Raw genomic sequence first — 20717 nt, forward strand, 5'->3', positions numbered from 1 at the left:
CATATCAAAAAAATATACTATATTTAAAATCTAAATAATAAATCAGTAAAGAAGGTATTTTCTTCATTGAAGTGTACCTTGCTTTCTAAAACTCGGCTAGACACAAAAGTGAAATGCGGAGAAAGTAAATTATAATACTTTTTTGCACTTCTTTTAATTGCGTACTGATCTTCAAACTCTAATTCTTCGACTTGTCTCTTTAGTTCGATATCAGTAGGAACAGAAAAATAAAGATACTTACAACGCTCGGCCATAATTGGTAAGCAAATCTTAATTTCTTCATCGCTTAGGTATTGAAAGACAGATGTACAAATACCCAAGTCAAAGTTTTTCATTTTCTTATTTGCCTGACACCAAGAAACAATATCTGTTTTTTCAAGTTTAAATTTTGTACTTTCAGCGGGTGAAATATTTCTCTTCACCACTTCATTAAAAGCATAATCACTTGGCTCAATACCATAGGCCTTATAAGGAATATATTCTTTCAATAAACCTTCAAATAAATGGCCTAAACCAAAGCCAAAATCGATGATCGAATTGATATCAATATATTCAATAGCAAAAAGATTTTTTAAATAAGCAATATGAGTTACTGCATTACCAATTCCATCCATTTCATCTGGCGAAGAATAGTTTACATCCCAATATTCTTTTGCAAACCCCTCTGCACCACTCTCTTTAAATTTCTTCACTTATTTAACTCTCGATAAATTGTTAATTGATTTGTTATTAAACGAAATAATCCGACAGCAATAATTGCAATCCATACATACTGTAAACTTTTTAATGTATAGGCAAAATAAATTATTGGTAAGAACAATAAGAAAAATGCCATCATCATATAATTCTTCAGGTCACCAAATTTATTCATTCCAAACATATGACCATCCAGTACATATGCTACAGCAAGAGGCATTTGCGAGATAACGATATAAATCCAAACCTCATTAATTTTAGAGAGCACAGATACATCTTCGGTAAAACGCCCTAAAACAAAGTAAGGAAATACTGCATATGTGAGAGCAAAAATAAATCCAATAATCATTCCAAGTAAGTTTATCTTTTTTAGAATATTTCTTAACTCACCTTTTCTTTTTTCTCCACTAAGTCTTGCACAAACAATATTCCCTGTAGTAGCAACACCATCAGTAAAAAAAGAAGCGAACAACCAAATTTGCAAAAGGATCTGATGAGCAGCAAGTTCAACAACACCAATATGCGAAGCAACTTTTGTTGAAAGAAAAAAGCAAGTTGTTAAAAAGAAGGAGCGTCCAAAGATATTTGCACTAGCTCTTACTACTGACAGCTTACTTTCCTTATCAACGTGCGCCGAAAGAAATCCAATACCAATATTTTTGTCTCTCAGAATCTCAATAAAAGAGCAGATAAAACCAACGAAGTTACCGAGAACAGTTCCAATTGCCACACCTTTAAGTCCAAGATCAAGATGATAAAGAGAGAGGTATGAAAAAATAATATTAATAGTGGTAGCAATAAAAATATATAAGAAGGCGGAATTAACTTTTGCAAGTCCACGAAGGATGGCGAGGTTCACCGTAAATAATAAAATAAAGACTTGTCCAAATAATCGATATGAAAAATAGACATCGGTTTGAGCAACAATCGTTGGATCGACACTCATGAAAGCGTAAATATATCCACGAAGTGGATAAAAGATAATTATTAGTAAAATCCCCAAAGCGAAAGCGAGTAACATTGAAAACTTTGCAGTTGACCTGAGAGAGTCAAGGTCTCCCTTACCTAGTAATTGTGAGATTCTTTGAATTGGAGCATGAACTAGAAAGTTAAACATCCATGTCAGCGAGCTTATAACACTCACTCCAATGGCCAAGGCTGCAAGGAAGTTTGTATCAAACCTTCCAACTAAAGCCGTATCGACAACAGAGCTTAATGGCTCAAGCATACTCGCTAGAATAGAAGGAAAAGAAAGGGCCCATAGGCCCTTATAAGTATTCCAATTTTTTTCCATGAAATTTTACTTAAGCAAGTTTTGTAACAGCTGAGTAAATTGCAACGAAGATTAGAACTAATATTCCATAGTAACCAAGAGCTCTATTTCCTTTAAGTCTTTTTGCAAGGATTGGTCCAAGAGCAGAAACTAAAATCCACATTACAACTTTTACCCAAACCCACATTGGCCAACCAGCACCATGCTTGATACCAAGTCTTGCAAGTAATCCCATACCTCCAACAAAAATTAGGAAGCTTGTTACTCCTGAAATAATTTTTAACGACTTCTTTGATGAGTCACTGAAAAATTGTGCTCCCATCGATCCAACAAATAAAACGATACAAAAAACATGTAACACTTTATAAAATTCATAACTAAGCATTTCTCATCTCCATTCTGTAGTGACTATAACTTATTGATTTTTTCTTCAATTCGCGATAGTGATTTTGTTAATTCTAAAACTTGTACTTCTAATTCCACATCTTCTCTCTCTAATGAAGAAAGTTTTGTGCTAATTGCTTTATAATCCCTTCCCAAAATTGCATTTGCAAATAGAGCTGTGAACGCCGCAAAAAATGCAGTACCAACAATCATTAGAGCAATTCCAATGATCTTCCCAGTGAAAGTAACCGGTGTGATATCTCCGTATCCAACAGTTGTCACAGTCGAAAAAGACCACCAAACCGCATCAATAAATTCGACGACACTTCCATTGATTTCATATTCAACGCGGTAAAAAACAAAGGCCGACAACATCACAACACTATTACAAAGGGCCGTCATCAACCAAAAGGGCGCTGATGTTATGAATGACCAGAGTCTTTCAAACAAAATTCTTCCACTTGATAGGTACATCTTGTTCCTCTTCTCTAAAAAATCTTACAGTTATATAATAAACTCTATGAGCTATTTTGGAAACGGAAAGCAGGGAGAAAAGATATTTCGCGGAGCGTATACTTACGCTAGAAATAGTAACGTCTACTCTGAAGAGACATTTGAAGTATTTAGAGACAAAAAAGAGATGACCTACATCTTTGAAACAGAAATGATATCACGCGTCTCAACTGGTGAGTTACTCACTATTAACATTAATTACAAGATTAATAAGGACTACATCCCTCTCGAAGTCGATATTAAAAGAAGTCTTGGCGCCATGAATGTGATGGAGTCCTATATTTTCAATCAAAGAACAACAAGAATTGATTACAAATTCTTTGATGGGGAAAATAAGACAGAAATTGAATTTCCAACGACACCAAAGTTCTATATTACAACACCTGCAACATGCTGCAGTATGCTCTATCTACGTTCCAAAAAATTCGATCCAACGAGTAAAAATTACTATTCCATTTATACAAGTAAGAATATGTGGGAATACAAAGAAGAACCTAGTGTTAAAAATATTATGGTTCAAAGAGTCTCGGCTACTTCTGAAAATTTAAAAGTTGATGGTAATAACCTACAATCAATTCAATATAAGCTACAAGAACAAACGGCTGAAAATAGTGACGATAAGAAGCCCCCAGAACTTGCAAAAGGTCAGCTTAAACCAACTCCATCTGATGAGGTTCGAGTTTGGACAAGCCAGCATATGACTATTCCTTATCTTATTAAGGCAAATGATGGGACAAAAATTCAGGTAAAATACCTCAATAATTTATCCCAAGATCAGTAAAATCTATTTTAAAATGAAATCACCAGACTCTTTTAAGGCCTGATCAAAGTTGGTCCTAAAGAGTCTATATGGTTCCATCTGCTTAACAAGCTTCGACATTGTCGAGTTCTTCCATTTGCGTACGCGATTATCTACAATCACTACACTTCCTGAATCGGATTCGGTTCTAAGAAGCCTTCCAAGCTTTTGATGCAGGCTTCGTGTTCGATGTGCAAGATAGTAATCATCAAATTCATTACCTATATTTGAGTCATAGAATTCACGACGAAAACGAATTACTTGCTCCATTGAAAGATCTGGGATTTTGTCGATAAAAACAAAACGAAGCGCATCTCCTGGAACGTCAATCCCCTCTCCAAAACTCTCCATCCCAACAAGAACACCATTTCCAGCTGCCTTAAATTCTTCAATAATATTTGAGCCCATCCCCTGAATGAAGACCGGAAGTTTACCTTCAACCTTTTCTAATAAAATTTCCACAGCCTTTTCAAAACGAGCTCGTGCCGAAAATAATAATAAACTACGGCCATTGATACTTTCCATGAATGGAATAAGCTTATTAAAGAGATCTGGCACGAAGCTTTCATCATAAATTGAAGGTGTATCGTCACAAAGAAAAACACGTGTTTTATTTTCGTAATCATAAACAGACGGAAGATACATCCCTGTTTTAAATCTTCTTTCTGGCTCACTATAAAGATATCCTGTGGCCCACTCCATTCCCTTTGTACCAATGTCCCCATGGGCATTGGCGAGAGTTGCAGAAGTATAAACAACGCTTGAAGAAATTTGTAGAAGCTGATCGTGAAGAATTTTTCCCGTATTAATAGGAGAAGCCGTGAAGAGGTATCCCTGGTCTTGATGGAACTTCATCGATAAAGAAAATGGAAAAGTCGCCTTCTCAATTTTTAATAAATAACTAAGAGCATGAAGAAGATCTTCGAGATGCCCAGTGAATGCCTCAAAGCGAGTCCATGCGGTGACTTCACTTTCTCCATTCATATCTTGCGCCTGCCATTTCACTGTATATGGGTAAACGGCATCATATGCAGATTTCAAAATAAAATAAATACTTTCGAGATGATGAAAAATACTTAAACGAAGAGGCTCTGTTTCAGAATTTAAAATCATTGGAAGTTCATTCCAATACTTATCTGTATAACGAGGCATCTTCTTAAATACCATCTCCATCTTATCTGGAAGAGCATAAATATGTTCGGCGACCATCTTGGCACAATCGACAGAGAGAACACGAAGATCATTGATAATTTCCTCGGCGCCTTCTTCGCTATCTTTATTCGATAGTAGATAGAAAAGAGAACCTAAACCTTGAAGGTTCATCAATTGCTTCTGCATACTTTCAAGGTCTCCATTACTCACCTCATGAGTAAAGGCCCTCGTCGACTCACTTTCAATTTTATGTGCTTCGTCTACCACGACGTAAGCTGGGCGTGGAAAAGATTTAGGCCACGAAAACATCAGTGCATGGTTACCGATAATAACATCTGCTTCCTTAGCTTCACGTAGACCTCTGATATAAGTACATTCATTTTTAAAAGGACACTGACTGCCTGAACAAGCTCTAAAGTCTACCGCGAGTTCTTTTTCTCGATCTTTGAATTCGGGCATCTTCATCTTAAAAACAAATGGAATATCATCACGATTTATCATCGATGTAAGACCACTTCGCGAGTTATGAAAAAAAAGACTTTCAAAATACATATCTATAAAGGCCTCACGAATTTCGCCTACACCTTTAAAAAGTGAATTCTCACTTTGAATCTGTCTAAAAAGTAGTTCACAAAGATGGTTACTTGAACCAACAAGTTGTCTGATCTTTAAATCTTTTGGTCCAATACCTAAGAGTTTATGAAGGCCTGGAACATCTTTTTGCATTGCCTGATTTTGAAGAGTCTTTGTTCCCGTCGCCACCAGAACTTGTTTCTGCTCAGTAAGTGCAAAGAGCGCACTTGGAACAAGGTAACCGAGCGTCTTACCAGTTCCTGTTGGAGCTTGAACCATCGAATGAACATGGTTTTTAAAAGACTGACCTACTTTCAAGGCCAATGCTTCTTGTGACTCTCTGAAGCGATAACCAGGGAATAAACCTTGAACTTTTGGTTCATCTCTAAAGATATTTCGAACATTTTCTCCACTAAATTTTAAATCAAAATTTTGGTGATATTCAGTTGCTTCCTCTTTGATGCTTGGATAGAGCCATTCACGTGCTGTATCTATATGGGCCCAAGGATCAAAATTGATCGAATCAGAAATTTCTTGAATCTCGTCAGTATAGAGATTGAAAAACTTGTAATAGAAATAATCTTGAAGCTGATACTTATTAAAAAGCACACTCATAAAAGCATGCTTCTCTTTATCTTCCTTCACAACTAAAGTTGTCACAAGAATTACTTTAAGAAGATCTATCGAGTCTTGAAGTCCACGGTGAAGCTCTTTTTCAGCTAATCCCATTCCAAGAATAAAGTGCTCAAGCTTCAAAGAACTTAAATGAGGAAAGAGAATTGAGAGAAAATACATACTATCTTCCCAACGGTGTCCCTCTTGATCAATAAGATTATCAAAATGATGATCGAGAAATGAACTTTCAAAGTCAGCGTTATGAGCTAGCAAAGAATGCCCGTCCAGCTCGAGAACATCCCCCATCACATCATCCCAAAGAGGTGCACCTGTTAACATTTTGTTGGTTATACCTGTTAACTTTTGAATGAAGTGAGAAATTTCAAAAGAGGGTCTCACAAGAGATTCGTAGCGACTGATTAATTTTGTTCCTTCATATTGAAGAAAACCAACATCGATTATTTCATCCACTCCTGCATCTGCACCAGTGGTTTCAATATCCAATACCGCCCAGCGTCCAAGTCCATTTCCATTATTCTTTGACATATCGCTCCCTTATCCTCGACAATTCATCATAACAATAGTGATACGTATTGATAATATATATAAATTAAATTATCTTTTAGATCTTACAAATAAATAGAAAAAGGTAAAAAGATGAGCTCTGCAGTCATTTTTCAGATTCAATCATTTTTGATTATGTCTCTGATGATTTTTGGTATTTACCAACGCACTAACCGCAAGTTACACGTAAAGGTAATGGCCACAGCAATAATTTGGGATATTATCCTTATTCTTCAAATTGAACTTTCAAGAAGTGCAATTGGCAAGGCCGTTCAGGTTTTAACAAATACAATGATGTTAAAAATCCACTTATTCTTTGCCCTTGGATCTGTGATATTATATATCTTGATGATAATTACAGGACGTCGCCTACTTGCTGGCGACGATGATATTCGTTCAAAACATAAGACCCTTGGTTGGACGACACTGGTCTTTAGAGTTTTAACATTTGTTACGAGCTTTTGGGCCGTAGCTCAAAAAGTACAATAATTAAGGATTAAAAATGTTTCCATTATTTGATGAAGTTAAAGCATTAATTACAACAAAACTAACAGACGCTAAAGTAGCAGTATCTGACCTTACAGGAGGAGGAGATCACCTTGGCCTTCTTATTATCTCAGATGAATTCAAAGGAAAGATGCTTCTTGCACAACATAGAATGGTAATGGATATTCTTAAAGAAAAATTTAAAGATGACCTTCACGCTGTTCAACTAAAAACGCTAACTCATGACCAAGCTCGCGAGCAAGGAATTGAAGTACAATAATTTATTATCACAGGAGTAATATATGTCAGATAATAATCCATTCAACATTATCAATGATCAAGTTCCACAATCTGGTGGACAAGCAGTATCCGCAGTAGATAAGTCACTAGGACTTACTGAACAAATTGAATCACTAATCAAATCAAGTGATGTTTTCCTATTCATGAAAGGAACATCTGATATGCCAATGTGTGGATTCTCTGCAAATACAGTTGCGATTTTAAACTCACTAAACGTTCCATACAAGACATTCAATATTCTTGAAGATATGGATATTAGAGAAGGTGTTAAAGAGTATGCAAACTGGCCAACATTCCCTCAACTTTATGTTAAAGGTGAATTAGTTGGTGGAAATGACATCATCACAGAGATGTTTCACTCAGGTGATCTACAAAACATTTTAAAATAATTATTTCTGAGCTCGCCAGAACTCTGATTTCTCGGCGAGCTTATCCACATAGATATTAATATCTTCTCTTTTTTCATTAGGCATTTTTGATAACGGAAAAATATACTGATCAGGTACGTACCTAAAAGTTAGATTAATTCGACGAGTTTTATAATCATCGAGATGATCATTAAAAAGAACTTTAGTCTTATTCTCAACACGTTGAACACGATGAAATAGTTCTTCCTTAAATTTCTTCGACCAGAAAATTAAAAGAGAACCATCTCCTAGCCACTGCTCCATCACAACATTTCGAGGGTCTGTTGGACGTCCTTTTACAAATTGAAAAAAGGCGCGCTCACCAAGAGAAATAGATGCAACAGGTCCTGGCTCACTATCTTTGTGATCACCAACGCGGGCCATATCGACTTCACTTCCATTATCAATTTTTGAACCGTAATAGTTAATTAGACATGTGTTTAGCTTCCAATCCTTTGGAACTTCACTTCCACCCATCTTCCTTGTCATTGCTTCAATCTGATCAACAAGCTTTTGCATAAAAGGAGGGAAAGGTTCAGCGTCAACACAACGATACTCGAGGCCTAGCGGAGGATGAAAATAATCAAGACAAGCAAATTGCCAATTTCCAAGCCAATATACAGGTCTTAAAAGTGAGCGCCATGTGTCTCCCTCAGGAGGTGGATTTGATTTAGAAAAACGCTCTTCCCAAATAGGAAAGAAAGACTCTATTTCATGGACCAAAGATGTCTTACTTGGTCCATTTAGAAAACCGGCATTATAATAAAGGCCTGGAGTAATATCCCTACGCTGTCGTTTCTTCTTATTATTTTTAATAATAATTCCTTCTAGGACTTAACGATTTCTTCTTTAATCGCCACAATTAGTTCTTCGAGATCGAATGGCTTATAAAAGAATTTTCTTACCCCTTCATTCAGAGCTTCTTCAAATGACATATCTGCTTGACCGGAAACGAAAAAGAATACCGGTCTTCGCGATTCAGGGATTGATTTAACATAATCGAGAACAACTTTGCCATTACCATTTGGCATTTTATAGTCCGATATAACCAGATCGAAGTTCTCATTTTCAAGAATTCTTACTGCATCATTACCTGAACCGGCACAAGCTGTTGCAAAGCCTTCATATTCAAGTTCTTCAGCTAACAACTCTAAAATATCTGGCTCATCATCGATGATTAAAATTTTATTTTTCATTTCTGTCATTTTTAGTTCTTTTCCAAATATTCAAGCCAACAAAGATGCTGGTGAGTCCAGATAAAACAAATCCAATATAATTCATTACAAAATAAATTACATAAGAAATACTTCTAACAACTAACGAAAGAAATGGACTCTCATAGATATAATGTGCATATTGAGGAGCTGTTGAATAATAGATATTAATAAAAGCTCTTCCTAAAAAATAATTTACAAGAACAGTATCTCTAAAATGTCTAAAGTATTCGAGAACGTAATGATCTCCTTGAAACCCAGCAGTTACAAAGTAACAAGACTTTTCTTTGATTAGGTTTTCGATCTCAGTTGGTGTTCCACAATTCGATGAAAGGACCTCATCGTTACTTGAGACAAGTCCCCAACGATTGATATACTTTAATAGAAAACAATACGAATTACCATTTTCAAGTTTATTAATCTCCACACGATCAGATGTACTTGCTCCATCAAATATTTTGTAGAACGTAGCTGTTGGACCAGCTGACTCAAGAGAGCCAAATGCGGCAATACGATCTACGTTAATATCATTACCGTCAATAAGACCAGTGTACGAAATTCGAAGACTTTTATCTCCTCGACCAATTTCTTGAGTTTGAACTCTCGTCTCTCCCCCATTAGCCAAGTCAGAAACGTCATTTGAAAAATACGCTCTAAAAAAAAGACCATTACTTGCTGATGAATCAGATGGGTTGATTTCAGAATTTCTAGCAAAATTACTATCATCATCTGCGTAGAAAACGTACATATAAAAATCAACTGTTTTATTGAGATTGTAACTTCCACTAGCATCTAAATCAGTACAAATTAAGTCTGTTGAATCTCCTGTACATAACTCTTGTAGAGAAACAAATGGTGATGAAGTTGAAAGCTGTTTTTTTATAACATATTCGGTGTCAGAAGAATTTCTTACGGCAACAAAAAGCTCAAGATCTGTTCGATTATCATCTGTTAACTCAAGATCAAAAATAATTCCAGCTGTACTACTACTAGAATCACCCAAACTACTGGTTGCGTAATGGGATGCGCCAGCCGGCAGGGCCCATGGCATATACAATTTATAAGCAGACTCTTTAGTTGCCCCATCACCCTGTGATTTTACGAGAAGCTCAAAATTATTTGAGACTGTATTTCGTCCATAAGCGATGGGCTCATCATCATCACCCATTTCAACTTTATAGCCGTAGCTAAAAGTCGGAATAAGTGTAAGAAGTGCTAATAAAATGATTTTATACATAGAAAAATTATCGGATTTCTAGCACCTTTAGTCAAACCTTTTAAGTTAAGCTTAAAATGAACAGGCCCCAAAGTTACATATACTTACCATCTAATTCTAAACATAGCACAGCGCCCAATTTTTTTTTCTAAACAGACAAGCATCTGAACCAGTTTCTACTTGTCAAAGAGATTGAGATCGCCCAATAATGGGCCATGAAAAACTTTTTAACTGTAGTATTTATTTTATTATTTTTTACAAGTTGCATTAACCCAAGAAGCTATGAGAATCAGCCTCAAATCATTGATGCAATGACCAAGTCAATTAGAATTAAATTTCCAAATGTCACCACAGTTACAGCTGAAAAACTAATGACGATTCTCTCTGAAAAATCAGACCTCAATATTCTTGTCGATTCAAGAGACATAAGAGAACAGAAGATCAGCATGATTCCAGGGGCAATCACTCGTCAGCAATTTGAAAAAATAAAGAAAGGTCTTCTTGGAAAAAATATTTATATATATTCAACGATTGGTGGAGATGCTAGCGAATATGCAAGTAAACTAATGAACCAAGGCTTTAAGGCGTTCAACTTAAATGGTGGAACACTAGCTTGGGCACAGGCAGGTTATTACTTTGATAACCAAGGAGAACAAACTCGCAAGCTTGGAATTGAAAATGAAGCATGGAATATCCTTCCAAAGGACTATCAAGGGGTTTTCCCATAAATACACGAAACAAAGTTATTAATATAAATGGAGAGATTATAACTGATCCTTCAAAAGCTAAAGTCTCTGTCTTTGATAGAGGATTTCTTTTTGGTGACTCAATTTACGAAGTTACCGATGCCTATGAGATGAACCCGTGCTTTCTTGATGAGCACCTCGATCGCTTATGGATTTCAGCGTCCAAACTATTTATGCCAATCAACTACACACGTGAAGAGATTGTTCATGAGATTTCAAAGTGCCTAAAAAAACTTTCTGCGCCAAGATCTTATATCAGAATCATCATTACTCGTGGAGAAGGTGAAATCACACTCGACCCAAGTAATGCAGGCAAAAACAATTTAATTATTATCTGTCGTCCGTTACAAAAAAACCCTAACTGGTGGTACCAAAATGGTGTGGAGGTAGTTGTTGCCCAAACGAAGAGAACTGCGATTGAATCAATGGACCCAAGTATAAAATCGGGAAATTACCTCAATAATATTCTGGCCTTCAATGAAGCGGTTTCAAAGGGCGCATTCGATGCTATTATGCTCAATCATGATGGTAACGTAACAGAGGGAACAACTAGTAACGTATGGCTTGTCAAAAATGGGATATTCTACACACCAGCGCTAAAGGCCGGACTACTCAGTGGAATCACAAGAGCAAAGCTAATTGAACTATGTCATGAAAATAATATTCAAGTAAGAGAAGAAAATATCAGTATCAAGCAACTACTCGAGGCTGACGAAGTTTTTCTCACCTCCTCAACAAAGAGAATTATTCCAGTCGTAAAAATAGACACAAATATTATCGGATCAGGAAGGCCAGGAATTAAAAGCCTTGAACTCCTGAACAAATACTTAACGAAGTTTCAACTACCTCGCTAAAAAAAGTATCCTCTACACTTCTTAGACATCCACGCCATATTCAATCGAAAATGCTATAGTTAGACATGGATAGAAAAGATGTGACTATTATTGGCGCTGGAATGGGAGGGCTATTTAGTGGAGCCCTGTGGGCCAAGCACGGCCATCAAGTTCAAATCTATGAATCACACTATGCCAGTGGTGGTTGCGCAGGATACTTTAAAAGAAAAGAAGGATACTACGATGTAGGAGCAACAACACTTAGTGGACTTAAGAAAAATCGCCCGCTGGACATCCTTCTTCGTGAGCTAAAAATAAAGCTCGACGTAGAAAAACTAGATAATGCAATAGTTATCCTACATCCAGAATTTAAATTTAATTTCTTTGCTGATATAAATAAACTTGCCAATGAGCTTGACAAGAATTTTAAAATTCATAGTCTTCCCTTTCTAAAATCACTTATAAAAAAAGAGGAAATGCTTTGGGAGTGCCTAAATATTTTCAATACATTTCCAAAAATAAATCCAATTCAAATTTTTAATTTTTTATTTTCAAAAAACTGTAAGCTAATATTAACACCGAAAATATTCACAAAGAGTTTTTTTGAAATTCTTCCAAACGATTGGAAAAACAATCAAAGTCTCATTGCACTCATTGATCAAATACTTCTGATCTCAACTCAGCAAAAGTCAAAAGAGTGCCCGGCCTTCATTGGAATTCTGGGCTTCCTTTATCCTCGCGATACATATCATTTAAAAGGAGGAATGCGTACTCTTTGCCTCGAATTAGAGAACTTCATCGCTAAAAATAATGGGGTCATCAATTTTCGTCACAAAGTCATTTCGACCCAGCAAAAAAAACAGGGTCATCGCATTACAACTGATAAGAATGACTTTGAAACAGATATTTTAATTTCTGCGACTATGCCTGGTTTAATTTCAAAAAAACTTCAAAAAGAACAAAAGTGGACAGCTCTCACTTCTTATCTTTATTTCACGCAAGAGAAACTGACTAACAGTCACTATCAAATTCACCTTGACCAATATCAAAGTAGTATTCTTGAGACAGACTCAATTTTTATCTCGGCCAGTGATGTCATGGACACAAAGAGATCGACCAAGGGACATCAGTTAGTAACCATTTCAACCCATGCAAAAAAGAAACTAATAACTATTGAGATGAAAGAAAATTTTAAGAAAGTTATTATAGATATTTTCAAAAAGTATTTTAATATTGAGGAAGATGAAATTTTCTTTGATAGTGTTGCCTCCTCAAAAACATTTGAACATTTCACCCAAAGGCCACAGGGTGAAGTTGGAGGCATTATAATCAGAAACATTTTTGATGTTTTTTCTCTTCCCTCCAACACCTTGAATAAAAACACCTATCTTGTTGGAGATTATACTTTCCCAGGTCAAGGAATTGTCGCCATTGCAAGAGGCGCATTAAACACATTAAAACTTTAGGAGTTCATATGGTTAAACTTATTACTTTATTACTTTTGATTTCAAGTTGTTCTCATTATACAGCTGAAGAACTTAGAACTGTCGAATATATCGATACAAACAAATATCAGGGAAAATGGTATGTGATTGAAAATATCCCTACCATGTTTGAAATCGGTGCACATAATGCGACCGAGACATATATGTTTGATGGCGATAATATAAAAATTGATTTCAAATACAATGCTGACTCATTTGACGGAGAAATCAAGTCCTATCCTCAAAAAGGAGAAGTTTTTAACAAAGATACTAATGCGCACTGGAAGATAAAAATCCCTTGGATTCCTTGGAAGTTTGATTATCTAGTCATCGATATCGCCAAGGACTATTCATGGTGTGTTGTTGGTGTTCCAAGTAAAAACTACGTCTGGATTATGGCCAGAGATAAAACAATCCCAGCCGAAACCTTAACTGGAATTAGAAGTCGATTGAAAGAAATAGGCTATGATATTTCTAAGCTTGAGCAAGTTCCACAGAACTAAAAATTCCAGACAATATCAAGTTTTGCTCCGTCATAAACTGGGGAAGGAATAATAACGTAAGATTTTTTATTTTCGTAATTATAAAAAGTTCCCCAGCCATAAGCTGCGCCAATTGTTGCACCAACGAGAGTATCGTGAAGGTAGTGAAAGTCATCATTGATCCTACTCATAGCAATGAAGAAAGCTAATGCATAAGCCCCACTCCCGTAGCCCCAACCATGTCTTGCGGCAACAACAGAAGCAAAAGCAAAGCTTGCAGCAGAGTGACCTGATGGAAATGAACTATCGTCATCAGGATATCCCGGCCGTTTCTCTTTTATGAACGTCTTCCCAATCATTACCCACCCGAGTGAAAAAAGTGATGCTTTAGCCATATGAGAACTTAATTCATATGATGTCTCATTTCCACGAAACTTACCATCTAAGTAAAAATAGGTCGCATATCCAGCATTAAGAAAGCCCCAGCCAATTGCTTCTCCAATAATCCCATACTTTCCAAAGGGACGAGCTTCATCAAATGACTCGCTTTTTCTGTAAGTATCAAGATCTTTGGAAGCGACAACAAGAGCCGACGCAGCCAATCCTCCTAAGGTAATATACTTAGCATCTGTCGTTAATGGACTTGTGAAGTCGTCCCACAATCCCCATGAAGAATTATCAGCGAGGCTATTAAAAGATAGTAAAATATAACAAAGTAATATCAAAAACCTTCTCATTAAAATAGTCTCCTTAGAGATAGAGAAGCATTCACGGCCTCGTATTCGAAGTCAACCTCGGCGCTGTGATCCTCTTCCTTTGCATTAAATACTTTAGTGATGGCTTCTCCCCTAAAGTCGATATTCCAAGAAGGAGCAAAACTGTAGTTGTATCCCAAGCCAATATTAGTTACGAAACCTTTATCACTATCTCTTTCAATAAAGTCTGATTTTGAAGAGTAGTTCGTTGTTTGCCCAAAACCAAGTTGTAGAAATGATCTCCATTTCTCTTTAAAGTATCCAAGTTTAAAGTTTACTCCAAACTCAGTGTATGCTGGAGTTACCTCAATACTCGTATCAGTTAATATGAGCTTCTTTCGACCAAACAACTCAGTGTAAATATCACCCTCGACCCAATACTTTTTAAAAACATGCAAGAAGTTATATCCGAGACGAACTTGATGCCTTCCATTTCCAAACTCTATTATCTTAGGTCGATAAAACTTTGGTCTATAAGTAGCATAGAGAGAGTGAAAGTAATTCTCACGCATATTATGTTCAAACCAATGTGCCAAAGAAATTGTTGGTTCTTGGTAACTTGTTAATGAATACTTTCGATTATTTTTCTTAACCGGCATATTAAGATGAAACTCTTCATATTTGCCATTGTAAATAAGAGCCTGTTCAACACTTAAGTAAGTATTTAGAAATAAGTTTTTCTTCAGTCCTACTTTTAAAAACTCACTCTCTTTTTCTATTTCATCAACAACGACTTTATTCTTTTCATATTCAATTTCTTCAGCCGAAAATTCAGACTTCAAAAAATAATATTCTTGGCAATAAAAACGGGGACAATCGTCAGCTAATGCACTGGCTCCATTGAAAAAAAAGAATAGCAATATGATAAATTTCATAGAGTCTATGGTACCGCTAAGACTATAGAAATGGAAGTACCCGACAGAAAAACTACAGTTATTACTTGAAAATATAATTTTTGCTTCTATCATTTAATAAAGCTAACTGTTAATATATATCGATGGTTTTCAAGATTACTCTACTTACTTTCTTTCTTTCTTTTTTCGCTAGTGCTAGTCCATTTTCAATCGCTGAAAAAAGCTACAATCTGAAAATCGGTGCAGGAATTAGAGTAAAGTCCAATATTAGAAAAGATGACACAACTGTTTTCAAACAGAATGATCCAATTATTGCTCCATTTCCATTCATTAGATTTAAATTATCACGCTTTGAATTAGAGCCAGATAGAGCGAAAATTATTTTTAATCGTAGTCTATTATGGGACCTCGATATTCGCGTCCACTACCGTGGTCATGAATATAATACATTTGATATGGACCATCGCCATAAAACTCTCTTTGGTGGTGCTGCCTTAAGATTTCTACTTTTTAAGTTTAAAATTTTAAAAGACTTACAAAATAAAAGTAATTCGGAAATTATGATTGCCTCAATGGTTATTCCAGCTCCAATTGGTAAACACACAACGATACTCCTTCAGGGAGATATAGAGTTTTGGGATAGCGAATATATCGATTACTACTTTGGTGTTAAAGAAAGTGAATCAAAGCCTGGTAGAAGTGCTTATGTTGGAAAAAAAGATAAGTCATACCGTTTTCAATCGACATTTCTCACACGCTTCTCAGGTAGTTGGATGACTCGAATCAACGTCGCTTACCGAAAATATGGAGAGCAAGTCGCAAACTCTCCAACTGTTAAAAGATCGAGGGAACTAGATTTTATGACAGGAATTGTTTACGAATTCTAAACTATATCTTCTTCTTAAAAAACTTTCGTGGTAATTCACCAAGCCAAAGAATGTTTTCTAGCAATCCAATATGCTTCTTTCGCATGAGTTTTTGAGACTTGTAAATACCTTTATAGCCTGAAAAGTAATAGGCCATAAAACAACAGATGACAGCTGGAGTTGCTATATTAAAACCAAATAACTCTATGGCCATAATAGTACATGAGAGAGGAGCATTTGCAGCTGCACCAAAGACAGCAGCAAATCCAAGTGCACCTAAAAGTTGATTAGTTAAAGGGAAATAGACAGATAGTGCTGAACCTAATGTTGTTCCCATGAAAACAAGAGGGATAAATTCCCCTCCTTTAAACCCTGAACCAACAGTAATTGATGTTGCGATTAGCTTAAAGAATGGAAGGCTAAAATTTGATGGTATATCTAAAGCTTTTGCAATTGTTTCAAGTCCAAGCCCGGCATAGAGAAAACTTCCTTCGAGATGATATAGTCCAAGTAGAATACATCCCGCAATGAATGGTCTTAAATATGGAATTCCAATAAACTTAGCATTCATTGCTTCTATCTTATGAGTAACGCTACAAAATAGCCTAGCAAATAATCCAAAAATAATTCCAGCAAGAACAAGATAAAAAAGATTGTGCAAACTCAAGTTGAAAGTTGTAATTTTAGAATACATAGAATGAGGAGCATTCAGGTAGCTCGCGACAAAAGTTCCAACAAATGAAGCGATAATACATTGATAGAGGGCGAATATTTTTAACTTACCTACGTTTAACACTTCCATCCCAAAAAATACTCCTGCGATTGGGGCACCAATTGCAGAACCGAACCCAGCTCCCGCTCCGGCCGTAAGTAAAATTTTTCTTTCTTCATTTGTGATTCTAAAACTAGTCTTAAAAAATTTTGCTAATTGATCAGAAAGTGATGCCGCCATTTGAACGGCCGTCCCTTCTCTTCCAGCAGAACCACCAAAAAGATGCGTCAGTAAAGTTGTTATTAAAATAAGTGGGGCCATTCGTACTGGAATGATTTTTTGTGGGTCATGTATTTCATCAATGATGAGGTTATTACCACCGGCTACATTTTTTCCATATCTAAAATAAACAAATCCTATTGCCAAACCTATTACGGGTAGGAACCAGATGATAGACATATTCTCTTGGCGAAATTCAGTGATAATTTTTAAAAGAATTAAAAATATCGCTGAAGAAATTCCAGCAAGTACTCCACAGATAGAACTCAAAAATGCCCAGCGGATATGGTTTTCAAAGATTTTCATTTATAAAGCATAAGTGACTCTAACTTTAGTGTCAAAGTTGTTTAAACAGGCAGGCTTTTAGTCTATACTGAACAAATGATTAAACTCTTTACTCTAATTTTTTCAATTTTTGCAAATGAGCCAATTAAAGTTGCAACTCACTATAGTCCCCCTTGGTCAAATGGTGACTGTACAGGGGCGGAAATTGATATAATAAGAGAATCTTTCAGGCAAGAAGGTGAAGAAATAGAATGCCACTACTATTCGTACGGCCGTCTTGTAAAAAACTTTAAAAGTAAAATCACTGATTTCGCCACTCCAATCACACGTATTGATGGAGATAATAGTCAAGCATACTACTCAGAGCCATTTCATAAGTATTCAGATGTGGTTATTAGTCTGTATAATAAGAAAATCTCGCTAAAAGATTTCAAAGACAAGCGTATCCTTGCCTATCAAGGGGCCAGTAATTATCTTGGTCCAGAGTTTCAAAAAGTAATTAAACAGGCCAAGAGTTATATTGAAACCTCAGACAGAGAAGGACAAATAGAGTCGTTACAAAAAAAGAGAGTCGACTATATCGTTGGAGAAGTAAACCTGCTTCACTACTTATCTCAAAAAGTTAAGCCAAAAGTGAAGGTCTACACTAACCTCACGATTAAGAAATGGGATATTAGATCGGCATCTCACAAAAAAAATCTTATGCTTAAATTTAACAGAGGCTTAAATAAATTAATTAAGAATGGCACTGTTGATAAGATCTACCAACAGTACCATATTATAAAATAGAAAAATTACGCTTCGATATTTGCACCAACAATAGCAGCCATTTGCATCATGTTTACAGTCTGCCCTTCTTTCATAGAAGTTAGATCTGTTAATTTACCTGACTTACTTGTTGATTTTGTGTTTCTAAAAATTGGAAGTAAAGTCGCATCTGCAACGATGAACTTACCAGCATTCTCTGGCTTACCATTTTCAGTTTTAGTTTGTAGTTTATTTTCTTTGATATAATCCCAAAGTCTCTTTGTAATTTCAGTTCTTGGAAGTTCAGTTTCACCTAGCATTTGCGCAAGTTCACTTTTCAGTTTTACTGGTTTTTTTAATCCTTTCTCTTCAGTCATTTTTAAATCCTTTCAAAATACGTTATTTTTAAATTTCAAGAATTGTCTCATAAGTAGACCTTTAATGCCAAAGACAAAATACTTTAACTAACCTATTGGAATTATGATTGTTTTTTATTTTCGAATAATATAGAGGCGAAGACACACAGCAACAACACAACCCAGAAAAGCACTTAGCCCAAGTGCACCACCAAAGCCAGTAAGCATCGGAACGAGAAAATGAAATAGCCCTGAGTAAATAATACTCCCAAGAAAAACCCCGAGGAAACCAACTCGATTTGGACAGCTCATCCCCACGAAACTTGCACCAAAGACAAGGGCCAAGAAATATTCAAAATCGAAGACAATATGAGTTCTTATAAAAAGTAGGATTACATAGAAAAACAATGTGACGAGGGTAGATGCTCTCACTATTCCAATCCTTAGAAAATGTGAGAATTTAAATGTTAATAGCGAAGCTATGATTGAAATTGCGATAGTCACATTATTCCCTTGATAAGATAGACCAAGGAAACGCTAATAAAAGCAATCGTTCCAAGTTTTCCACCAAGCCCATGAAGAATATTTTCAGTAAGAAGAAAGAAAGTCCCCCCTAATATTGAAAGTAAAAAGATTTGCAAAGCTCCACTTAAAACACCAGCAGAACACATTCCAGCAAAACTTCCTGCATATATTGCGGCCTCAATGCGACTTTTATTTCCAAATTTTTGCACAGGGAGAAATGTACCAAAAAGACCTACGAGACAGGAAGAAATGACTGCATTTAGACCAAAATACTCTCTTAAAAGTACACAGCAATAACAGCCCAGAAAGAATGCAGAAAACTTAACAATGAATTTTTTTTTACCCATATTCAAAACCTACAATATAAAGAACTATTGTGCTATGGTTTATTAATGGATACGACTAAAAATATTGCAATCTATGGAGCTGGAGTAGCGGGCCTTTTTTGTGCTCTAAAATTACTTGAAAAAGGACATCAGGTTACTGTCTTTGAACGTACATCTAAAATTGCAAAGAAGTTTCTTATTGCCGGAAGCTCTGGCCTTAATATCACACATAGTGAAGATCATAAGTTTTTTGTAACACGCTATGGAGAGAACCAAGTATTCTTTGAGAATGCACTTTCTAAATTTTCAAACTCTGATCTTATTGAGTGGTGTAAGAAGGATCTCGATGTCGAATTATTTACAGGGACATCAGGAAGAATATTTCCGACTACAATGACGGCCGGTGAATTTTTAAAAAAATGGAAAGATAAGCTTACAAATTTTAAAGAGTTTACTCTTATTAAAGATGCACCATTTATAAATTTTAGTGAAGACCATATTCCCATTGTCGCTGGACATAGAACAGATCACTTTGATGCGCACATATTTGCTCTGGGAGGAGCAAGTTGGCCTTCAACAGGTTGTAATAAGCTATGGGCAGAAGAGTTTATTAAAATCGGTGTGCATATTGTCCCTTTCACTCCTATGAACTGTGGTTTTAATATCAACTGGCCTGATGAGTTCAAAAGCTCCATCGAAAACACACACGTCAAGAATGTCACCGTCAAATTTAAAGAGCATGAAAAACGTGGAGAGGTCATGCTAACGAAATATGGGATCGAAGGAAGTGGTGTTTACGCAATCTCCAGGGAACTCCGCCAAGAAATAGATCAGTATCGCCAGGCGAAACTATATGTAGATCTCAAGCCAGATCTCACAGAAGAACAGATAATTGAAAAGCTCAAAATACCTCGAAAGAAAAATTCATATAGCAACTTTCTTCGAAAAACTTTAAACCTCACAAAGATTGAGTTAAATCTTCTAAAAGCAGTTACAACACAAGAAGATTATCAAGAACCTAAGAACATAGTAAAATTCATCAAGAATCTACCACTAACGCTAGAGTCAACAACTCCTATGGATGAAGCAATTTCGACATCAGGTGGAATTGCGATGACTGAAATTAATGAGTTTTGCCAGATAAAAAAATATCCCAAACTATTTGCAATAGGTGAAATGCTAGACTGGGACGCACCAACAGGTGGTTATCTCATTCAGGGATGTTTTTCCACTGCCTACATTTGTTCAAACTACTTTAACAACTGATATTTTCTT

The 20717-nt window shown here is 35.9% G+C and carries 25 protein-coding genes; 11 read left to right on the top strand and 14 right to left on the bottom strand.

Features of this window, described 5'->3' with window-relative positions; all coding sequences use genetic code 11:
* Positions 1-23 precede the first annotated feature (23 nt).
* The 4 genes from M900_RS07570 to M900_RS07585 are packed head-to-tail and all read right to left on the bottom strand — an operon-like array spanning position 24 to position 2827.
* Positions 24-692 (bottom strand): class I SAM-dependent methyltransferase, encoded by a 669-nt coding sequence (locus M900_RS07570; protein ID WP_021274128.1) that lies wholly within the window; start codon positions 690-692, stop codon positions 24-26.
* Complete coding sequence (locus tag M900_RS07575) at positions 689-1990, bottom strand: MATE family efflux transporter (protein ID WP_021274109.1); 1302 nt, start codon at positions 1988-1990, stop codon at positions 689-691. The genes M900_RS07570 and M900_RS07575 overlap by 4 nt, the downstream gene beginning before the upstream one ends.
* Before the next feature lie 10 nt (positions 1991-2000).
* Positions 2001-2354 (bottom strand): SirB2 family protein, encoded by a 354-nt coding sequence (locus M900_RS07580; RefSeq protein ID WP_021274168.1) that lies wholly within the window; start codon positions 2352-2354, stop codon positions 2001-2003.
* A gap of 23 nt (positions 2355-2377) precedes the next feature.
* Positions 2378-2827, bottom strand: coding sequence for a potassium channel family protein (locus tag M900_RS07585; protein WP_021274302.1), 450 nt, complete (start codon positions 2825-2827; stop codon positions 2378-2380).
* Between the two features lie 46 nt (positions 2828-2873).
* On the opposite strand from M900_RS07585, the gene M900_RS07590 reads away from it, so the two are divergent.
* Positions 2874-3647: a hypothetical protein gene (locus tag M900_RS07590; RefSeq protein WP_021274075.1), complete on the top strand. Its 774-nt coding sequence runs from the start codon at positions 2874-2876 to the stop codon at positions 3645-3647.
* Between the two features lie 3 nt (positions 3648-3650).
* Here the strand turns inward: M900_RS07590 and M900_RS07595 are convergent, their stop codons facing one another.
* Positions 3651-6551, bottom strand: a complete 2901-nt coding sequence (locus M900_RS07595; RefSeq protein ID WP_021274126.1) for a helicase C-terminal domain-containing protein — start codon at positions 6549-6551, stop codon at positions 3651-3653.
* Between the two features lie 213 nt (positions 6552-6764).
* Between M900_RS07595 and M900_RS07600 the strand changes: the two genes are divergently transcribed.
* Genes M900_RS07600 through grxD form a run of 3 tightly spaced genes read left to right on the top strand, consistent with a single transcriptional unit; the run spans position 6765 to position 7744 of the window.
* Positions 6765-7058, top strand: coding sequence for a hypothetical protein (locus M900_RS07600; protein ID WP_198295970.1), 294 nt, complete (start codon positions 6765-6767; stop codon positions 7056-7058).
* 13 nt (positions 7059-7071) lie between these two features.
* On the top strand, positions 7072-7335 hold the full coding sequence (locus M900_RS07605; protein WP_021274199.1) for a BolA/IbaG family iron-sulfur metabolism protein: 264 nt from the start codon (positions 7072-7074) through the stop codon (positions 7333-7335).
* 22 nt (positions 7336-7357) lie between these two features.
* Positions 7358-7744 carry a Grx4 family monothiol glutaredoxin gene (gene grxD / locus M900_RS07610; protein ID WP_021274162.1) on the top strand — a complete coding sequence of 129 codons (387 nt, stop codon included), beginning with the start codon at positions 7358-7360 and terminating at the stop codon, positions 7742-7744.
* Here grxD and M900_RS07615 read toward each other — a convergent pair whose 3' ends face one another.
* Genes M900_RS07615 through M900_RS07625 form a run of 3 tightly spaced genes read right to left on the bottom strand, consistent with a single transcriptional unit; the run spans position 7745 to position 10213 of the window.
* Complete coding sequence (locus M900_RS07615; RefSeq protein ID WP_052600792.1) at positions 7745-8584, bottom strand: alpha-ketoglutarate-dependent dioxygenase AlkB; 840 nt, start codon at positions 8582-8584, stop codon at positions 7745-7747.
* 5 nt (positions 8585-8589) lie between these two features.
* Positions 8590-8958, bottom strand: a complete 369-nt coding sequence (locus M900_RS07620) for a response regulator (RefSeq protein ID WP_198295972.1) — start codon at positions 8956-8958, stop codon at positions 8590-8592.
* Positions 8948-10213, bottom strand: a complete 1266-nt coding sequence (locus tag M900_RS07625) for a CFI-box-CTERM domain-containing protein (RefSeq protein WP_021274192.1) — start codon at positions 10211-10213, stop codon at positions 8948-8950. The genes M900_RS07620 and M900_RS07625 overlap by 11 nt, the downstream gene beginning before the upstream one ends.
* A 194-nt stretch (positions 10214-10407) precedes the next feature.
* On the opposite strand from M900_RS07625, the gene M900_RS17110 reads away from it, so the two are divergent.
* From M900_RS17110 to M900_RS07645, 4 genes are all read left to right on the top strand, one after another.
* On the top strand, positions 10408-10920 hold the full coding sequence (locus tag M900_RS17110; RefSeq protein WP_021274178.1) for a rhodanese-like domain-containing protein: 513 nt from the start codon (positions 10408-10410) through the stop codon (positions 10918-10920).
* A complete protein-coding gene (locus M900_RS07635; protein ID WP_021274250.1) occupies positions 10878-11792 on the top strand; it encodes an aminotransferase class IV in 915 nt (304 codons plus the stop codon). Before M900_RS17110 ends, M900_RS07635 begins: the two co-directional genes overlap by 43 nt.
* Positions 11793-11857: 65 nt before the next feature.
* Positions 11858-13237, top strand: coding sequence for an NAD(P)/FAD-dependent oxidoreductase (locus M900_RS07640; RefSeq protein WP_021274158.1), 1380 nt, complete (start codon positions 11858-11860; stop codon positions 13235-13237).
* 8 nt (positions 13238-13245) lie between these two features.
* Positions 13246-13758 carry a lipocalin family protein gene (locus M900_RS07645; protein ID WP_021274184.1) on the top strand — a complete coding sequence of 171 codons (513 nt, stop codon included), beginning with the start codon at positions 13246-13248 and terminating at the stop codon, positions 13756-13758.
* On the opposite strand, the gene M900_RS17115 is transcribed toward M900_RS07645, so the two are convergent.
* Both M900_RS17115 and M900_RS07655 read right to left on the bottom strand, forming a co-directional pair.
* Positions 13755-14474, bottom strand: coding sequence for a phosphatase PAP2 family protein (locus M900_RS17115; protein ID WP_021274118.1), 720 nt, complete (start codon positions 14472-14474; stop codon positions 13755-13757). The two genes, M900_RS07645 and M900_RS17115, sit on opposite strands and share 4 nt — an antisense overlap.
* Positions 14474-15274 carry a phenol degradation protein gene (locus M900_RS07655; RefSeq protein WP_021274290.1) on the bottom strand — a complete coding sequence of 267 codons (801 nt, stop codon included), beginning with the start codon at positions 15272-15274 and terminating at the stop codon, positions 14474-14476. The genes M900_RS17115 and M900_RS07655 overlap by 1 nt, the downstream gene beginning before the upstream one ends.
* Before the next feature lie 215 nt (positions 15275-15489).
* On the opposite strand from M900_RS07655, the gene M900_RS07660 reads away from it, so the two are divergent.
* Entirely contained in the window at positions 15490-16233 is a 744-nt protein-coding gene (locus M900_RS07660; protein ID WP_021274060.1) for a MipA/OmpV family protein, read from the top strand.
* 1 nt (position 16234) lies between these two features.
* Here the strand turns inward: M900_RS07660 and M900_RS07665 are convergent, their stop codons facing one another.
* Entirely contained in the window at positions 16235-17509 is a 1275-nt protein-coding gene (locus tag M900_RS07665; RefSeq protein WP_021274247.1) for a chloride channel protein, read from the bottom strand.
* 75 nt (positions 17510-17584) lie between these two features.
* Between M900_RS07665 and M900_RS07670 the strand changes: the two genes are divergently transcribed.
* Entirely contained in the window at positions 17585-18277 is a 693-nt protein-coding gene (locus M900_RS07670; protein ID WP_021274260.1) for an ABC transporter substrate-binding protein, read from the top strand.
* A gap of 5 nt (positions 18278-18282) precedes the next feature.
* Here M900_RS07670 and M900_RS07675 read toward each other — a convergent pair whose 3' ends face one another.
* The 3 genes from M900_RS07675 to M900_RS07685 form a co-directional block, all read right to left on the bottom strand.
* The gene (locus M900_RS07675) at positions 18283-18612 is read right to left on the bottom strand and encodes an SWIB/MDM2 domain-containing protein (protein WP_021274076.1); all 330 of its coding nucleotides are present in this window, start codon (positions 18610-18612) and stop codon (positions 18283-18285) included.
* Positions 18613-18726: 114 nt separating this feature from the next.
* Positions 18727-19095: a hypothetical protein gene (locus M900_RS07680; protein ID WP_034731849.1), complete on the bottom strand. Its 369-nt coding sequence runs from the start codon at positions 19093-19095 to the stop codon at positions 18727-18729.
* A complete protein-coding gene (locus M900_RS07685) occupies positions 19092-19463 on the bottom strand; it encodes a hypothetical protein (protein ID WP_021274023.1) in 372 nt (123 codons plus the stop codon). The genes M900_RS07680 and M900_RS07685 overlap by 4 nt, the downstream gene beginning before the upstream one ends.
* A gap of 45 nt (positions 19464-19508) precedes the next feature.
* Between M900_RS07685 and M900_RS07690 the strand changes: the two genes are divergently transcribed.
* Positions 19509-20708 (top strand): TIGR03862 family flavoprotein, encoded by a 1200-nt coding sequence (locus M900_RS07690; RefSeq protein ID WP_021274242.1) that lies wholly within the window; start codon positions 19509-19511, stop codon positions 20706-20708.
* Positions 20709-20717 lie beyond the last annotated feature (9 nt).

It is taken from the genome of Bacteriovorax sp. Seq25_V (genome assembly GCF_000447795.1).
In the GTDB taxonomy this organism is placed as follows: Bacteria; Bdellovibrionota; Bacteriovoracia; order Bacteriovoracales; family Bacteriovoracaceae; genus Halobacteriovorax_A.

Coding starts and splice junctions, on each gene's coding strand:
- M900_RS17110 (WP_021274178.1), top strand. CDS start 10,408: ATGAAAAACTTTTTAACTGTAGTATTTATTTTATTATTTTTTACAAGT.
- M900_RS07620 (WP_198295972.1), bottom strand. CDS start 8,958: ATGAAAAATAAAATTTTAATCATCGATGATGAGCCAGATATTTTAGAG.
- M900_RS07645 (WP_021274184.1), top strand. CDS start 13,246: ATGGTTAAACTTATTACTTTATTACTTTTGATTTCAAGTTGTTCTCAT.
- M900_RS07690 (WP_021274242.1), top strand. CDS start 19,509: ATGGATACGACTAAAAATATTGCAATCTATGGAGCTGGAGTAGCGGGC.
- M900_RS07580 (WP_021274168.1), bottom strand. CDS start 2,354: ATGCTTAGTTATGAATTTTATAAAGTGTTACATGTTTTTTGTATCGTT.
- M900_RS07660 (WP_021274060.1), top strand. CDS start 15,490: ATGGTTTTCAAGATTACTCTACTTACTTTCTTTCTTTCTTTTTTCGCT.
- M900_RS07585 (WP_021274302.1), bottom strand. CDS start 2,827: ATGTACCTATCAAGTGGAAGAATTTTGTTTGAAAGACTCTGGTCATTC.
- M900_RS07635 (WP_021274250.1), top strand. CDS start 10,878: ATGGAATATCCTTCCAAAGGACTATCAAGGGGTTTTCCCATAAATACA.
- M900_RS07595 (WP_021274126.1), bottom strand. CDS start 6,551: ATGTCAAAGAATAATGGAAATGGACTTGGACGCTGGGCGGTATTGGAT.
- M900_RS07685 (WP_021274023.1), bottom strand. CDS start 19,463: ATGGGTAAAAAAAAATTCATTGTTAAGTTTTCTGCATTCTTTCTGGGC.
- M900_RS07605 (WP_021274199.1), top strand. CDS start 7,072: ATGTTTCCATTATTTGATGAAGTTAAAGCATTAATTACAACAAAACTA.
- M900_RS07640 (WP_021274158.1), top strand. CDS start 11,858: ATGGATAGAAAAGATGTGACTATTATTGGCGCTGGAATGGGAGGGCTA.
- M900_RS07665 (WP_021274247.1), bottom strand. CDS start 17,509: ATGAAAATCTTTGAAAACCATATCCGCTGGGCATTTTTGAGTTCTATC.
- M900_RS07670 (WP_021274260.1), top strand. CDS start 17,585: ATGATTAAACTCTTTACTCTAATTTTTTCAATTTTTGCAAATGAGCCA.
- M900_RS07625 (WP_021274192.1), bottom strand. CDS start 10,213: ATGTATAAAATCATTTTATTAGCACTTCTTACACTTATTCCGACTTTT.
- M900_RS17115 (WP_021274118.1), bottom strand. CDS start 14,474: ATGAGAAGGTTTTTGATATTACTTTGTTATATTTTACTATCTTTTAAT.
- M900_RS07590 (WP_021274075.1), top strand. CDS start 2,874: ATGAGCTATTTTGGAAACGGAAAGCAGGGAGAAAAGATATTTCGCGGA.
- grxD (WP_021274162.1), top strand. CDS start 7,358: ATGTCAGATAATAATCCATTCAACATTATCAATGATCAAGTTCCACAA.
- M900_RS07575 (WP_021274109.1), bottom strand. CDS start 1,990: ATGGAAAAAAATTGGAATACTTATAAGGGCCTATGGGCCCTTTCTTTT.
- M900_RS07675 (WP_021274076.1), bottom strand. CDS start 18,612: ATGACTGAAGAGAAAGGATTAAAAAAACCAGTAAAACTGAAAAGTGAA.
- M900_RS07600 (WP_198295970.1), top strand. CDS start 6,765: ATGGCCACAGCAATAATTTGGGATATTATCCTTATTCTTCAAATTGAA.